Origin of the sequence: Pseudomonas atagonensis, from assembly GCF_011369485.1 — a bacterium.
GTDB classification, from domain to species: Bacteria; Pseudomonadota; Gammaproteobacteria; order Pseudomonadales; family Pseudomonadaceae; genus Aquipseudomonas; species Aquipseudomonas atagonensis.
The window spans coordinates 17,186-31,990 of record NZ_VXCA01000031.1; the positions used below are offsets into that span (position 1 = coordinate 17,186).

Genomic DNA, 14,805 nt, shown 5'->3' on the forward strand with positions numbered 1-14,805 from the left:
CTTGCTCGCGAAGGCATTAGAACGGCTGGCACACCATTCAGATCAGAATGAAGACCGCCAGCAATCCACCGAAGATCGCCCACTTTTCCATGTAGTAGCGTTTGCGATTGCGCTTCTTCAGCTCTTTGCCCCGCAGGCGAATCTTGTAGATCCGGGTAAACAAGCGGTTGATGCCACCGGTGCGGTCACCGGCATCGTTCGGCGCGCCTGCCGCAGACATCACGGTACGGCTGAACCAGCCGTTGAATGCTGCCGCCCAGCGGTATTTCATCGGTCGCTCGACATCGCAGAACAGGATGATGCGGTTTTGATCGGTGGTGTTTTCCGCGTAGTGAATAAACGTCTCGTCGAACATCACCGCTTCGCCGTCACGCCAGTGGTAGTTCTCGCCGTCGACGTTGATGTAACAACCGGCGTCGTTCGGCGTTTCCAGGCCCAGGTGATAGCGATAAGAACCCGCATACGGATCACGATGGCGAACCAGTTTCGAACCTGGTGGTAATTCAGCGAACATCGCCGCTTTGATCGAACCGATGCTCTGCACCAGCTCGGTGGTGCGCGGGCACAGTTTCATGGCCGACGGATGGCTCTCGCCGTACCACTTGAGGTAGAAGCGCTTCCAGCCACTTTTGAAGAACGAGTTGAAGCCGACGTCATCATACTGACTGGAACGTTTGATCTCGCCGGCCCGCAGCAAATTGCGCCCTTCTTCGCGAATTTCCTCCCAATGCGCCTGCAACGGGCTCAGATCAGGAAATTCCGAAGGATCGAGATAAGGCTTGTTAGGCTTTTTCGAGAACAGGTACAGGAAGCAGTTGATCGGCGCGAGAAACGTCGAATGGTCGCTCAGTTGCCGGCCCAGTTTGTGGCGCACACGGCCACGCAGGTGAACGTATGCAATGGAAATGACATAAATAGCAGCAATGATGAGTTTCACGGAAATCGTCACACGTCAAAAGTGAACAAACTGCGCGCCTGAAGGCTCAAGGCCAAGCGTCTGATGCAGTGGTCTGAATACAAAATGGCACGTCCCTGAGCCCGCGCCGTTTACTGAACGCTGGGTGAATGGATGGCATTTTAGCCACAGTTTGTAACCGATAGTGAACCTTCATCTGTGAAAAACTGTCCCGCGATCATGCCAATCGGCGATCGTGGCGTCATCGCCCTATCGTTTAAAGAGCCAGACCAGTACAATCGCCGCCAAACTTTACGCGCCCCCTTGGTTGATGACGGGAAATCCCGCCTCAGCGCACTTCGACTCGGGCCAAGCGCTCCGGCCGCACCCTCGCTTTTCAGATTGCTTCGCAGGAAAAACCTTTGATTTCTACAGCTAACATCACGATGCAGTTCGGCGCCAAGCCGCTCTTCGAAAACGTTTCGGTCAAATTCGGCGCGGGCAACCGTTACGGCCTGATCGGCGCCAACGGTTGCGGCAAGTCGACCTTCATGAAAATCCTCGGCGGCGATCTCGACCCGTCCGGCGGTCAGGTCATGCTCGAGCCGAACGTGCGTCTGGGCAAGCTGCGCCAGGATCAGTTCGCCTACGAAGAATTCACCGTGATCGACACCGTGATCATGGGTCACGAAGAGCTGTGGAAGGTCAAGGCCGAGCGCGACCGCATCTACTCGCTGCCGGAAATGAGCGAAGAAGACGGCATGGCCGTGGCCGAGCTGGAAACCGAGTTCGCCGAGATGGACGGCTACACCGCCGAATCCCGCGCCGGTGAACTGCTGCTGGGTCTGGGTATTGGCATCGAGCAACACTTCGGCCCGATGAGCGAAGTCTCGCCAGGCTGGAAACTGCGCGTATTGCTGGCACAGGCGCTGTTTTCCGATCCGGAAGTGCTGTTGCTCGACGAACCGACCAACCACCTGGACATCAACACCATTCGCTGGCTGGAAAACGTTCTGACCCAGCGTAACAGCCTGATGATCATCATCTCTCACGACCGTCACTTCCTGAACAGCGTGTGCACGCACATGGCTGACCTGGATTACGGTGAACTGCGTCTGTTCCCGGGCAACTACGACGAATACATGACCGTGGCGACCCAGTCCCGCGAGCAGTTGCTGTCGGACAACGCCAAGAAGAAAGCGCAGATCTCGGAACTGCAATCGTTCGTCAGCCGCTTCTCGGCCAACGCCTCGAAAGCCAAGCAGGCCACCTCCCGTGCCAAGGCGATCGACAAGATCCAGTTGGCCGAGGTCAAGCCTTCGAGCCGTGTCAGCCCGTTCATCCGCTTTGATCAGAACAAAAAGCTGCACCGTCAGGCAGTCATGGTCGAGAAAATGGCCAAAGGCTTCGACGGCAAGACGCTGTTCAAGGACTTCAGCTTCCAGGTTGAAGCCGGCGAGCGCGTGGCGATCATCGGCCCGAACGGTATCGGTAAGACCACCCTGCTGCGTACGCTGGTCAACGAGCTGACGCCGGATGCCGGTAGCGTCAAGTGGACCGACGCCGCGGAACTGGGCTACTACGCTCAGGATCACGCGCACGACTTCGAAGACGACGTCACCCTGTTCGACTGGATGGGTCAGTGGACGCAGGGCGAGCAGATGATTCGCGGTACTTTGGGGCGCATGCTGTTCTCCAACGACGAGATCCTCAAATCGGTCAAGGTCATCTCCGGTGGTGAACAAGGTCGCATGCTGTTCGGCAAGCTGATCCTGCAAAAGCCGAACGTGCTGATCATGGACGAACCGACCAACCACCTGGACATGGAATCCATCGAAGCGCTGAACCTGGCGCTGGAAAACTACCCGGGCACGCTGATCTTCGTCAGCCACGACCGTGAATTCGTATCGTCCCTGGCCACGCGCATCATCGAGCTGAGCCCGAACGGCGTGACCGACTTCAGCGGCACTTACGACGACTACCTGCGTAGCCAGGGTGTAGTGTTTTAAAAGCAGCTATTAGTTTTTAGCTGCAAGCTGCAAGCAAGAGCCCTGTCCATGTGACGGGGCTTTTTGCATTCTGGAGTTGGCGCAGTGGTGGTGCGAATACCTTCAGCAGCGATATAAATCCCCAGGAAAATAGTTAGCCTGCTTCCTTTTATTTCAGACCCACGCCATGATGCGAGCTCTCCCACCGCCGCCCGCGAACGAGTCCTCATGTCTGCGCAGCAACAGCCACCGCAAAGCTCTCTGGCGATCACCCTGCAGATCGTCTCCATCGTTTTCTATACCTTTATTGCCTTCCTCTGCATCGGTCTGCCGATTGCGGTGTTGCCCGGTTATGTCCACGAACAATTGGGTTTCAGCGCGATCATTGCCGGACTGGTGATCGGCTCGCAGTATCTGGCCACGCTGCTCAGCCGGCCGATGGCCGGGCGCATGTCGGACACCGTCGGCACCAAACGGGCGATTGTTTATGGCTTGCTGGGGATTGTGCTCAGCGGTGTGTTGACGCTGATTTCAACACTGCTGCAAAGCTTTGCGCTGACCAGCCTGTTGATTCTGATCGCCGGACGCCTGCTGCTCGGCATCGCTCAAGGCCTGATCGGTGTCGGCACCATCAGTTGGTGCATGGGCCAGGTCGGCGCTGAGCACACCGCTCGCTCCATCGGCTGGAACGGCATCGCCTCATATGGCGCGATTGCGATCGGTGCACCGCTGGGCGTGGTGATGGTGGCCGACTATGGTTTTGCCAGTCTGGGCATTGCGCTGACAGCGTTGGCCGCCCTCGCGCTGCTGCTGATCCGCAACAAGCCGTCGGTACCGGTGGTGCGCGGTGAGCGCATGCCGTTCTGGGCGGTGTTCGGGCGGATCGCACCGTTTGGCGCCAGCCTGAGCCTGGCCTCGATCGGTTACGGCACCCTGACCACGTTCATCACCCTGTATTACCTCAATCGCGGCTGGACCGGCGCGGCGTACTGCCTGACGGTGTTCGGCGTGTGCTTCATTCTGTCGCGGCTGATGTTTATCTCGGCGATTGCGCGATTTGGCGGTTTCACTTCGGCGATTGCCTGCATGACCATCGAAACCGTCGGGCTGACGTTGTTGTGGCTCGCACCTTCTACCGCGTATGCGCTGATCGGTGCAGGTCTGGCCGGGTTTGGCCTGTCGCTGGTGTATCCGGCGCTGGGCGTCGAGGCGATCAAGCAAGTGCCCAACGCCAGCCGTGGCGCAGGCTTGAGCGCTTATGCGGTGTTCTTCGATCTGGCACTGGCGGTGGCCGGGCCATTGATGGGCGCGGTGGCGTTGAATCTTGGGTATTCGTGGATTTTCTTTTGCGCGGCAATGCTGTCGGTGACCGGGTTGGGATTGACGCTGCTGCTCAAGCGCCGCGCGAGGATCCAGACTTGAAATACGATCAAATGTGGGAGCGGGCTTGCTCGCGAATGCGGTGTATCAGTCACCTGATGCTCTGACTGACACGACGCTTTCGCGAGCAAGCCCGCTCCCACAGGAGGGAATTGAGTCGTTCACTGATCTGCGGTTTGCATCCCCGCCCGTGTCGGTTTGCCCAGCGCATGCGTAAAGAACCGCCCGGCTTCGGAAATCAGGTTGCGATGGATGTCTTCGCGATCCACGCCATCGGCGTCAGTGCACAGCGCCGGCATGGCCATAATCTGTTCTTCGGTGCACGGTGCCATGAACACAAAGTGCCCTGCCCCGACCAGTAACTTGAAGTCCGGTGCGGTGGGCAGTTTGCGCGCCAGTGCGGCAGCGTTTTTGTCGAACGCAACGAGCTTGTCGCCATCGCCGCTGTAGAGCAGCACCGGCACATGCACATCGGCCAGGGTGTGTCGGCCGAATTTCAGGCTCAGCGGCGCCATCAACAGCAAGGCATGCACGCGAGGGTCGGCGACCGGTTGCAGGTCATCGCGATCAACAATCAGCTCACCTTTAGTGTTGCAAGCGTCGCGGTCGTCCGGGCGCTCCTGGCAATAGCGGCGCAAGCGATCCAGATCCGGTTGCGCGCCCGACAGAATCAACGCCGTCTCGCCCCCCGCCGAATAGCCGATCACGCCGACCTGATCGGCATTGACGAACGGCGCAAGCATGCGGTCGCCGAGGGTCGCGGTAATCGCTTCGGAAATCTGGATCGGACGCCCATACAAATTGCTCAGGGTGCCCAGTCGGCTGTGATCCTTGGAGTTGTCGCCGGGGTGAATCACCGCCACGACGACGAAGCCTTTACGTGCCAGCGAGGTGGCGAGGTCGTGCAGCGCCAGCGGCGTGCCGGTATTGCCGTGGGAAAGCATCAGCATCGGGAAGCGGCCGATCGCGACTTTGGTGTCTTCGCCGGCCTCCACCGAATAGCCTTCGAGCAGGCTCAGGTGTTCGCGGTCGCTGGAGGGATAGAAGGCAATGGCGCGCATCGGTTGCAGGTCGAGCGGGTCAAGGAACGTCATCTCGTGATAGCCGACGCTCCAGCGCGGGTGCAACCCGGGGGCGGCGTGCACTGAATTCAGGCTGCCGAGCAGGCAAATCAGTAACGTTGCACAAAGACGCATCATGGGATGCCCCACCCTGTGTTACTCAATCGAAAGATCCGTTGTGATCCGACGCCCGACATTCCGTGAGTTCGGTGATCCGGCGCGGCGCAGCACTCAGACGTTGATCGTTTGACTGCATAACCCGGGCCAGATTATGCAACAGTCAGAAACAAAAAACTCCGTATCTGGCCCTTGCGAAACCAGAATACAGAGTTTTTTGAGGTGTTACCTGAACAGCAGCTGCTCTTTACGCAAGCCTTACGCAGCGGCGAACAGTTGCTCGCTGATTTTCGCCTGAGCCGCGGACATCGCGTTGTTGCGCACTTCTTCACCGTAGGCCAGACCTTCTGCGCGAACGATTTCAATGTCGGTGATGCCGAGGAAGCCCAGTACCAGTTTCAGATACTCTTCGTGAGCGATGCCGCTGGCCTGACCGGCATGAATACCGCCGGAGGTGGACACGATCACCACTTTCTTGCCGCCGCACAGGCCTTCAGGGCCGGCTTCGGTGTAACGGAACGTCTGGCCGGCAACGGCGACGCGGTCGATCCAGGCCTTGAGTTGGGTCGGCACGGTGAAGTTGTACATCGGTGCGGCGATGACAATGGCGTCGGCGGCAATGAATTCGGCCAGGGTCGAAGCACTCAGTTCGGCTTCGTGCTGTTGGGCAGCGTTGCGCAGTTCAGCGGTGGTGCCGGCAGCAACCAGCGTTGTCGACGAGAAGTGGCTGATGGCGTCAGCGGCCAGGTCGCGGTAGGTCACCACGGCAGTGGGCTCAGCGGCTTGCCAGGCTTTGACGACTTCGCCACTCAACTGACGGGAAGCGGAGTTGTCGCCCAGAATGCTCGAATCGATGTGCAGCAGTTTCATGTGGAATCTCCTGGAATGAATCGCCTGTGGCGACGGAATGGAGACAATCCTACGGAAGAAACCAATGGATGATTAGCTGCCACCAATGCGATAGTTCGTCCCACTGACAGAACAGTTGGAATTCCTCATGCAAGACCTCAACGATCTCTACTATTTCGCCAAGGTGGTCGAGGCCGGCGGATTCGCCGCCGCCGGCCGCTTGCTGGGCATTCCCAAGTCGCGCTTGTCGCGGCGCATCGCGGAACTGGAAGAACGCCTGGGCGCACGCCTGCTGCAACGCACCACCCGGCAACTGAAGCTGACGGCGGTGGGCGAGCGTTATCTGCGCCATTGCCAGGCCATGTTGCTGGAAGCGGAAATGGCCGACGAAGCGGTCGCCAGCATGTCCAGCGAACCGCGCGGGCGTCTGCGCGTGTCATGCCCCACCGGGCTGGCGCACGAGATGCTGCCTGGCGTCATCAGTGACTTTCTGGAGAAGTTTCCTCAGGTGCAACTTGAGGTGGTCTTGCTCAATCGTCGGGTCGATCTGGTCACCGAAGGCATCGATGTCGCCCTGCGCGTGCGCGAACTGGGTGACGAGGATCCGTTGCTGGTCACGCGCCGCTTGCGCCAGGCGCAAATGGTGGTGATCGCCAGCCCGGCGTTTGTCGAGGGGCGCACGATTGATCACCCGCAAGACTTGAAGCATCTGCCGGTACTCGGTGCGCTGGAACCGGATCGGTTGGTGCATGTGCGCTTGCTTGATCAGCAAGGCAAACCCTACGAACTGGCTCTGGAGGCGCGGCTGGGCATTGACGATTTCATTGTGCGCAAGGCCTGCGTGCTGGCCGGTCAGGGCTTCACCCTGCTGCCAATGATGTATTGCGAAACGGAACTGCAAAACGGCACGCTGGTGCAATTGTTGCCGCAATGGTCATTGCCCGGTGGCTGGTTGCAAGCGGTGTACCCGCATCGGCGAGGGGTGATGCCGGCGGTGCGCGCGTGGATTGACCATCTGGTGGAATCGTTCAATGCCTGTGGGGAGCGGTTGTTATGAAAAAGGGAACCATGAACGAGGCGGATGTCGCCGCATTCTGTCTGGCACTGCCCGGTGCCCGGGAGGATTACAAATGGGGCGGCGTGCGAGTGTTTTCGATTGCTGGCAACAAGATGTTTGCCTTGCAGGGGCTGCGCGGTGATTCACTGGCGTTCAAGGTCGACAAGGATCTGTTTCTCGGTCATTGCGACCGTCCGGGCATTCACCCGGCGCCTTATCTGGCGCGGGCACAGTGGATCATCATGCACCCGCCCTACCCGCTGGGGGCCGAAGAGCTGCAAGGGTTGTTGCAACGCTCGCATCAGTTGGTAGTCGGCAAACTGCCGAAGAAGACCCAAATCGGTTTGCTGTTGTAGCGTTTGACTTTGTGGGAGCGGGCTTGCTCGCGAAGGCGGTGGATCAGTCATAGTGAAGTTGAATGACACACCGCATTCGCGAGCAAGCCCGCTCCCACATTGTTCAGTGAAAGGCTTAAAACAGGGGCAGCAGATTCGAGCCAAGGAAAATCTGGTCGATCCAGAACACTTGATGCAATGCCACGATCATCCAGAACAGCACCTGAAACGACACCTTGCGCGTCTTGTGCCGGAACACTTGCTGGGCAATCAATGCGCCCGGCCAGCCGCCCGCCAGTTCCAGCGCATGGAGGATGTTTTCCGGGGTGCGCCAGGCATCGCTGCGGGCCTTGCGTTTGTCGGCCCAGTACACAAAGAACGCCAGCACGCTGACGATGCCGTAAGCCGCCAGCGGCACAATCGATATCCCGCGCAGCCACATCGACAACGAGCCGAACACTGGCAGCGCACAGACGATCAGCAACACCATCAGTTTGAGCTTCAGATGCTGGATGTTGCCGCCTGATGGCCGCCCTTCAGGCCGGCGTGCGCGGGAATCACTCATGGCTTGGCCGCCGACCAGTCAACCCAGCCGAACTGCCACGTCGCCAGAATCACCAGACCGAAAACAATCCGGTACCAGGCGAAGGCTGCGTAACTGTGGCTGGCGATGAACTTGAGCAGGCCACGCACGGCAATCATGGCGAAAATGAATGCGGTGACGAAGCCGATGGCAAACACCGGAAAGTCCGCCGGTACAAACAGATGACGGTATTTGTAACCCGAGTAAACCGCAGCACCGACCATGGTCGGCATGGCCAGAAAGAACGAAAACTCGGTGGCGGTCTTGCGCGACAGGCCGAAGAGCAGGCCGCCAATGATCGTCGAGCCGGAGCGCGAGGTTCCGGGGATCATCGCCAGGCACTGTGCAAAACCCACCTTCAACGCGTCTTTCCAGGTGATGTCATCGACGGTTTCGGCGTGCACTTCATGCTGACGGCGCTCGGCCCACAACATGATGATGCCGCCAATCACCAGCGCCGCTGCAACGGTAATGGGGTTGAACAGGTATTCGTGGATCAGGTCGGCGAAAATCACCCCCAACACCACCGCCGGCAGGAACGCGATCAGCAGGTTGGCGGTGAAACGCCGGGCACTCGGCTGGGTCGGCAAGCCGATCACCACGTCGAGAATCTTGCGCCGGAATTCCCAGACAACTGCGAGTATCGCGCCGAGCTGGATGATGATGTTGAACGCCATGGCCCGTTCGCCGCCGAAATTCAGCAGGTCGGCGACAATGATCTGGTGTCCGGTACTGGAAATGGGCAAAAACTCCGTCAGCCCTTCTACAACTCCTAGTATCAGTGCCTGCAAGGCAGTCCAAAGATCCATCAATCCCCCAAAGAGCGATGCGCGCCGGCATGCCCCGATAGTATTTTTTACGTTCACTGCGATCAGCGTAGCTGGTTTTGCTGTACCGATTCCGCGCGCACAGGATCCACACGAAAGGGTCAAAATTCCGTGAAATATCAACTTGGATTCAGGTTTTCACGCGCGGGGCCGAAATCCTATCAGACAAGCCTTAATAGCGCTGCCGCGTTATACGACTTGGGTCGCGTAGGCACGATCGCGTTATCGTGGTTGGATGCTGGCGGTGGTTTATTACAAGAAAAAGAATCCGGAGTGACAGCGTTATGAACAGCTTGCGCAGTGTGTCGATCAGCCGACGCTTGTGGCTCATTTTGGTGGTGGCGGTGGTCATGTTGCTGACCTTGGGCGTGTTGATGCTCAAGCAGATTCACGACGATCTCTATCGCGCCAAAGCCCAGAAAACCCAACATGTGGTGCAGACCGCCAGCGGTTTGCTGACCTATTACCGCGACCTTGAAGTGGCCGGCACCCTCACCCGCGAGGCCGCGCAAAAGCAAGCAATCACCGCCATTCGTGGCCTGCGTTACGACCAGAGCGATTACTTCTGGATCAACGACCTCACGCCCGTGATGGTCATGCACCCGACCAACCCCAAACTTGAAGGCCAGAACCTGTCGGCCATCCGCGATCCGGACGGTTTTGCGGTATTCAACGAGATGGTCGCCATTGCCAGGGCCAAAGGCGCCGGCATGGTCGACTACCGCTGGCCGAAACCCGGTGCCAGCGAGCCAGTGGCCAAGACGTCGTACGTGAAGCTGTTCGAGCCGTGGGGCTGGGTGATCGGTTCGGGTGTTTACATCGACGACGTGCAGGCCGAGTTCCAGGGGCAAGTGATCAAGGCGTCCGTGATCGGCCTGGTGATTGCCATGATCATGGCGTTGCTGGTGATCCTGATCGCCCGCAGCATCGTGCGCCCGTTGCAGGAAACCGTGAACGCCATGGCCAACATTGCCAGCGGCGAGAGCGACCTGACCCGCAGCCTCGACACCCACGGCAAGGACGAAGTCACCGAACTGGCCCGCCACTTCAACGCGTTTACCGCCAAGTTGCGCCGGGTGATTGGTGATTTGCAGGTGTCGGCCAGTGCACTTGGCCAGTCGTCCAGCGAATTGGGCAACGACGCGTCCCAGGCTCAACAGCGCAGCCAGCAGCAATCTCAGCAGATGGAACTGGTGGCCACCGCGATCAACGAAGTCACTTACGGTGTGCAGGACGTGGCGAAGAACGCCGAGCACGCCGCCAGCGAAATGCGTGATGCCGAGGTTCAGGCGCAGCAGGGCCAGATCAACATCGACGGCAGCCTGCAACAGATCGACAAGCTGTCCGGCACGATTGATCAAGCGGTCGAGGTGATTCGCACACTGGCGGCGGAGAGCACGCAGATCGGCAGCGTGCTGGAAGTGATTCGTTCGATTGCCGAACAGACCAATCTGCTGGCGCTCAACGCCGCCATCGAAGCCGCGCGGGCTGGCGAACAGGGCCGTGGTTTTGCCGTAGTGGCGGATGAAGTGCGCTTGCTCGCCCAACGGACGCAGAAGTCCACGGCGGAAATTCAGGCGATGATCGAGCGTCTGCAAAATCATTCCGAAGCGGCGGTGAAGGTGATCGGCGACAGCAGCAAGGCCTCGCAGTTGACCATCGAACAAGCCGGACTGGCCGGGGCCAGCTTGAGCGCCATTGGCCAGGCCTTGCGCAACCTCAACGGCCTGAATGCCTCGATTGCCAGCGCTACTTTGCAACAGGCGCATGTGGTCGAGGACATCAATCAGAACGTGACGCAGGCGGCCGGGCTTTCCCACAGCACTGCCATCGCAGCCGAGCAGTCAAGTGCGGCGAGTGTGCGACTGGGGCAGTTGAGCGAACAACTCAACGGCCTGCTCCGCCAGTTCCGCGTCTAAGCGCGGTCAACCCTGTCACCACCCTGTGGCGAGGGGATTTATCCCCGTTCGGCGGCGCAGCCGTCGCAAAACCGGCGAATTTGTTCTGCCTGACAGGACACCTTTTGCGGATTTGGGAGCGCTGCGCGCTCCAACGGGGATAAATCCCCTCGCCACAGGTTTTCAGCGTATTCAAGCAGGCTCACGCCTGCAGGTTTTTGGGTACAATCCGCCCCCTTCTCAACTCCCTCCAAGGAACCCACATGTCCGGGCTTGAACTGTTTGCCGCCGCTCTCGGTGTGATCGCCGTGTGGCTGACGGTCAAACAGAATCCGTGGTGCTGGCCGATCGGGCTGGTCATGGTGTTGCTGTACAGCTGGATCTTCTTCGAGGTGAAGCTGTATTCGGACATGTTGCTGCAAGTGATCTACGCCGCGTTGCAAATCTACGGCTGGTGGCAATGGACGCGGGCCGGAACGATGCATGACGGACGTCAGGTCACGCGTCTGGATACCCGATCAATATGGCTGGGGCTTGGCGTGGGGGCCATCGGCAGCTTGTTGCTTGGCGCCGCCATGGCCCATTGGACTGACGCTGCGCAACCGTGGCTGGATGCGGCGCTGACGGGGTTCAGCCTGGTGGCGCAACTGTGGATGGCGCAGAAACGTCTGCAATGCTGGGCACTGTGGTTCGTGCTCGATGTGATCTTTGTCGGTCTGTTTATCTATAAAGGTCTGTACCTTACCGCCGCCCTTTACGCCTTGTTCACGTTGATCGCCGTGCAAGGCTGGCGCGAATGGCGGGCTGATCCGGCGCTGCGCGCATGAAAATCGTCGTGCTCACCGGGCCGGAATCCACCGGCAAGAGCTGGCTCTCGGCCGAACTGCAGCAACGGTTCGGCGGCGTGCGGGTAGATGAATATGTGCGTTGGTTCATCGAGCAGAACCCGCGCGACACCTGCCTGGCCGACATCCCTGAAATCGCTCGGGGCCAGTTGCAGTGGGAAGATGCCGCCCGCGCACAGCATCCTTCACTGCTGGTTCTCGACACGCATCTGTTGAGCAACATGCTCTGGAGCCAGACGCTGTTTGGCGATTGCCCGGCCTGGCTGGAAAGCGAGTTGCTGACAAGGCATTACGATCTGCATCTGCTGTTGTCCCCGGCGCAGATCGACTGGATCGACGACGGCCAGCGTTGCCAGCCCGAACTGAGCGCACGTCAGGCGTTCTTCAACGCCACGCGCGATTGGCTGGAAAAGCATGACCAGCCACTGCAGATCATTGAAGGCAACTGGGATCAGCGTCGTGACAAAGCAATGAAAGCTGTCGAAGCGCTGTTGGCCGACTGACCCGTTTTCAGGGCTGTTTCCACCGCTTTCGGGGATGAAGTGTCCACTTCTGAAACACCCGGCCCGACGCAAAGTGCCCGCCTCAACACACTTCCTTGATTTAACACCCGGCTTGTTACGCGGGTGAAACACATCGCCGCAAACCCTTGTTCCAGAGCATTGTTCAGCCAATAGACAGCTCGACCGCCCTGCGCGTGTTTCAGCGTTGAAACAGCTTGTGTTTCAGGTCTGCACGCTTTTTTCGCAAGTATTTGAAATCACGACAGAATCCAAAAGCGGCACAGCTTTCGCTCTCTCCTTCACAACGCTGACTAGGGCCAGCCCACTGAAGAAGGAATTGCAGCCGTGGGGAACTTCAATAAAACCTTGACCTGCCTCCTGCTGATCGGATCAGCGGCCAGCACCGTTTTCAGTTTCAACGTTCAGGCCGAAGGCAATGGCGTGATCGTCCTCAACCGCGATGTGCAACCGATCCCTATCGGTCGCAGCGGCGGCAAAGACCCCTATCCAACCACTGTCAACGCCAACCCGTCCGGGCGCATCAATCAAGCGATGTCCAGCACCGAACTCAATGACGGTGAATTTGCCAGTGTAGCCAGCGGATCTTCCATTCGCGGCAACATCACTACGCCCACTTCGTCCATGCCCGGCTTGAACACCCTGACTAACCAGAACGGCCTTCCCGGCATGAGCTCCGGCCATGGTGGCGGTGCCGGCGGTTCGATTTCCAACACCGTCAATCGCGCAATGGGTGCCGGCCTCGCCCCGCTGACCCGCATGGCTGGAGGCCAATAAGATGAATCGCTCCCTGCTCCTGCTTGCCCTCTTCGGCTGCGCCAGCGCGATAGCCGATCCCAGCTCAGTGAACAACGCGAACATTCAGGAGACCGGCATCCAGTACCACGGCAACTACAACGTCAACCAGGCCGCCGGCGACCAGATGCAACAGACCAACACCAAAGCCATCGCCATCGGCACCTCGGCCAGCGCGACCACCATTGTCCGGCAGAAGATCGACACTCCGGCCAATCCGTCGACAAATGCCAGCGCCACGATCGGCGGCAACTCTTTCAGTAATGGCAACGGGATCCTCGGTGTGAACCAGGGTGCCGGCGCCAACAACCAGATGGCCAACGTGACGCGCGTCAGCATCAGTGCTGCCCCGCAGAGCGTTGACGACAGCGCCCTGTCGCAACAGAACGTGGCGCTTTTACCGAGCTCAGGAGCAACTGGCACCTCAACCGGCAGTCGCCAGATCACGACAAGTGATCAGGCCTTCACCGGCAGCCGAGGGGTGATTCAGGTGAACCAGAGTGCCGGGGTGGGGAACCGCATGGCTAACACCCTGAGCATCCGGGTCGCAGACTGACCCAAACAAAAAGCAGTGCAATTAGAAAGTACCAACACTTAACCAACTAATAAGCACGATGGAGAAACACCATGAAACCTACAATGGCTCTCAAACCACTGGTTTTCGCACTTGCAGCAGTGATGGCAATCGCAGCACAGGCTGGCGGCCGTGACGACGATCACGGTCATGGTAACGGGCACGGCAACCATGAACCAAAAGGCCCTACCCTGGAACAACTGCTGCAAATCGGCGCTGGCGCCGGGGCTGCCGTACTCGACACGCAAAACAGCGATGGCAACCTGGTCGGCAACCAAGGCACCAAAAATGATGCCTCCGTCCGCGACTCGGCCAACGGCACCAACGGCAACGTTGGCATGAACAACACCGCCGGCGATGGCAACCAGCAGGACAACGCCGCCGCTCTGGCAACAGCCGACGAAAGCTTCATCTTCGGCTCTGCGGTGTCGGTTTCCAGCGCGACTCAGGTCAACAACAACAACGCTGTTGCGAACTACTCCACCACCAACAACGCCAACCTCAACAACGTGGGTAACGGAGGTTCCGGCAACATTGGCGTGAATAACAGTGCCGGTAACTTCAACCAACAGAAAAACAACTTGGCCATTGCTGTATCGGGTGGTCGTGTAGCTAACGCCGCTGCTGCTGCGAACCAAAGCTCCACTGGCCTGACTGTGTCTAACTACGGCACTCAAACCTACAAAAAAGACACCCTTACTGGCACTGTTGCCGCCGTCGGCGTGTTCGGCGCCGTGGGTGAAGCTACCATCAAAGATGACGATCACGGTCACGGCGGTGGCGGTTATGGCAACAACGATCGTGGCCACGGCGGAAGCGGCGGCGGCAAAGATCAAAAAGCTACCTTCGAAGCAGTGGGTGTCTTCGGTCTGGCAGGTGTGACCACTCAACAAGTGATGACTCCTGACGGCTGGAAAAACCCTGTGACCAACAACGCATCGATCTCCAATGTTGGTAACAACTTCTCGGGTAACGCTGGTTACAACAACGCCGCTGGTGTTGGCAACCAACAAAGCAACTCGCTGTCCATCGCTGCAGGTTGCAAAGCCTGCATGTAATCGCGATCGAAACGAAAGCCCC

Annotated in this window: 15 protein-coding genes; 10 read left to right on the top strand and 5 right to left on the bottom strand. The window is 58.9% G+C overall.

All coding sequences use genetic code 11. The annotated features are described in order from the left end of the window. Positions 1 to 37 precede the first annotated feature (37 nt). Positions 38 to 937, bottom strand: coding sequence for a lipid A hydroxylase LpxO (lpxO, locus tag F2P67_RS21905; protein WP_166223595.1), 900 nt, complete (start codon positions 935 to 937; stop codon positions 38 to 40). A gap of 380 nt (positions 938 to 1,317) precedes the next feature. Between lpxO and F2P67_RS21910 the strand changes: the two genes are divergently transcribed. Next, entirely contained in the window at positions 1,318 to 2,904 is a 1,587-nt protein-coding gene (locus tag F2P67_RS21910) for an ABC-F family ATPase (RefSeq protein ID WP_166223598.1), read from the top strand. Between the two features lie 207 nt (positions 2,905 to 3,111). Further along, positions 3,112 to 4,305, top strand: coding sequence for an MFS transporter (locus F2P67_RS21915; RefSeq protein ID WP_166223601.1), 1,194 nt, complete (start codon positions 3,112 to 3,114; stop codon positions 4,303 to 4,305). A 119-nt stretch (positions 4,306 to 4,424) separates the two neighbouring features. Here the strand turns inward: F2P67_RS21915 and F2P67_RS21920 are convergent, their stop codons facing one another. Further along, positions 4,425 to 5,462 (bottom strand): alpha/beta hydrolase family protein, encoded by a 1,038-nt coding sequence (locus F2P67_RS21920; protein ID WP_166223604.1) that lies wholly within the window; start codon positions 5,460 to 5,462, stop codon positions 4,425 to 4,427. Between the two features lie 237 nt (positions 5,463 to 5,699). After that, a complete protein-coding gene (locus tag F2P67_RS21925) occupies positions 5,700 to 6,311 on the bottom strand; it encodes an FMN-dependent NADH-azoreductase (protein ID WP_166223607.1) in 612 nt (203 codons plus the stop codon). A gap of 127 nt (positions 6,312 to 6,438) precedes the next feature. On the opposite strand from F2P67_RS21925, the gene F2P67_RS21930 reads away from it, so the two are divergent. Next, the gene (locus F2P67_RS21930) at positions 6,439 to 7,347 is read left to right on the top strand and encodes a LysR substrate-binding domain-containing protein (protein WP_166223610.1); all 909 of its coding nucleotides are present in this window, start codon (positions 6,439 to 6,441) and stop codon (positions 7,345 to 7,347) included. Beyond that, a complete protein-coding gene (locus F2P67_RS21935; RefSeq protein ID WP_166223613.1) occupies positions 7,344 to 7,703 on the top strand; it encodes an MmcQ/YjbR family DNA-binding protein in 360 nt (119 codons plus the stop codon). The genes F2P67_RS21930 and F2P67_RS21935 overlap by 4 nt, the downstream gene beginning before the upstream one ends. A gap of 115 nt (positions 7,704 to 7,818) precedes the next feature. Here F2P67_RS21935 and F2P67_RS21940 read toward each other — a convergent pair whose 3' ends face one another. After that, positions 7,819 to 8,247 (bottom strand): DUF1294 domain-containing protein, encoded by a 429-nt coding sequence (locus F2P67_RS21940; protein ID WP_166223616.1) that lies wholly within the window; start codon positions 8,245 to 8,247, stop codon positions 7,819 to 7,821. Beyond that, positions 8,244 to 9,074, bottom strand: a complete 831-nt coding sequence (locus F2P67_RS21945; protein ID WP_166223619.1) for an undecaprenyl-diphosphate phosphatase — start codon at positions 9,072 to 9,074, stop codon at positions 8,244 to 8,246. Before F2P67_RS21945 ends, F2P67_RS21940 begins: the two co-directional genes overlap by 4 nt. Before the next feature lie 302 nt (positions 9,075 to 9,376). Between F2P67_RS21945 and F2P67_RS21950 the strand changes: the two genes are divergently transcribed. From F2P67_RS21950 to F2P67_RS21975, 6 genes are all read left to right on the top strand, one after another. Continuing rightward, positions 9,377 to 11,011 (top strand): methyl-accepting chemotaxis protein, encoded by a 1,635-nt coding sequence (locus F2P67_RS21950; RefSeq protein ID WP_166223622.1) that lies wholly within the window; start codon positions 9,377 to 9,379, stop codon positions 11,009 to 11,011. A gap of 242 nt (positions 11,012 to 11,253) precedes the next feature. Beyond that, the gene (gene pnuC / locus F2P67_RS21955) at positions 11,254 to 11,817 is read left to right on the top strand and encodes a nicotinamide riboside transporter PnuC (protein ID WP_166223625.1); all 564 of its coding nucleotides are present in this window, start codon (positions 11,254 to 11,256) and stop codon (positions 11,815 to 11,817) included. Continuing rightward, complete coding sequence (locus F2P67_RS21960; protein ID WP_166223629.1) at positions 11,814 to 12,338, top strand: AAA family ATPase; 525 nt, start codon at positions 11,814 to 11,816, stop codon at positions 12,336 to 12,338. Before pnuC ends, F2P67_RS21960 begins: the two co-directional genes overlap by 4 nt. A 345-nt stretch (positions 12,339 to 12,683) precedes the next feature. Continuing rightward, complete coding sequence (locus F2P67_RS21965; RefSeq protein ID WP_166223632.1) at positions 12,684 to 13,133, top strand: hypothetical protein; 450 nt, start codon at positions 12,684 to 12,686, stop codon at positions 13,131 to 13,133. 1 nt (position 13,134) lies between these two features. Beyond that, on the top strand, positions 13,135 to 13,707 hold the full coding sequence (locus F2P67_RS21970) for an adhesin (protein ID WP_166223635.1): 573 nt from the start codon (positions 13,135 to 13,137) through the stop codon (positions 13,705 to 13,707). 71 nt (positions 13,708 to 13,778) lie between these two features. Then, positions 13,779 to 14,783 carry a heme utilization protein gene (locus F2P67_RS21975; protein WP_166223637.1) on the top strand — a complete coding sequence of 335 codons (1,005 nt, stop codon included), beginning with the start codon at positions 13,779 to 13,781 and terminating at the stop codon, positions 14,781 to 14,783. Positions 14,784 to 14,805 lie beyond the last annotated feature (22 nt).

Excerpts from the sequence above, each read along its gene's own strand:
- F2P67_RS21915 (WP_166223601.1), top strand. The coding sequence starts at position 3,112 with ATGTCTGCGCAGCAACAGCCACCGCAAAGCTCTCTGGCGATCACCCTG.
- F2P67_RS21920 (WP_166223604.1), bottom strand. The coding sequence starts at position 5,462 with ATGATGCGTCTTTGTGCAACGTTACTGATTTGCCTGCTCGGCAGCCTG.
- F2P67_RS21940 (WP_166223616.1), bottom strand. The coding sequence starts at position 8,247 with ATGAGTGATTCCCGCGCACGCCGGCCTGAAGGGCGGCCATCAGGCGGC.
- F2P67_RS21945 (WP_166223619.1), bottom strand. The coding sequence starts at position 9,074 with ATGGATCTTTGGACTGCCTTGCAGGCACTGATACTAGGAGTTGTAGAA.
- F2P67_RS21935 (WP_166223613.1), top strand. The coding sequence starts at position 7,344 with ATGAAAAAGGGAACCATGAACGAGGCGGATGTCGCCGCATTCTGTCTG.
- F2P67_RS21975 (WP_166223637.1), top strand. The coding sequence starts at position 13,779 with ATGAAACCTACAATGGCTCTCAAACCACTGGTTTTCGCACTTGCAGCA.
- F2P67_RS21960 (WP_166223629.1), top strand. The coding sequence starts at position 11,814 with ATGAAAATCGTCGTGCTCACCGGGCCGGAATCCACCGGCAAGAGCTGG.
- pnuC (WP_166223625.1), top strand. The coding sequence starts at position 11,254 with ATGTCCGGGCTTGAACTGTTTGCCGCCGCTCTCGGTGTGATCGCCGTG.
- F2P67_RS21970 (WP_166223635.1), top strand. The coding sequence starts at position 13,135 with ATGAATCGCTCCCTGCTCCTGCTTGCCCTCTTCGGCTGCGCCAGCGCG.
- F2P67_RS21925 (WP_166223607.1), bottom strand. The coding sequence starts at position 6,311 with ATGAAACTGCTGCACATCGATTCGAGCATTCTGGGCGACAACTCCGCT.
- F2P67_RS21950 (WP_166223622.1), top strand. The coding sequence starts at position 9,377 with ATGAACAGCTTGCGCAGTGTGTCGATCAGCCGACGCTTGTGGCTCATT.
- F2P67_RS21930 (WP_166223610.1), top strand. The coding sequence starts at position 6,439 with ATGCAAGACCTCAACGATCTCTACTATTTCGCCAAGGTGGTCGAGGCC.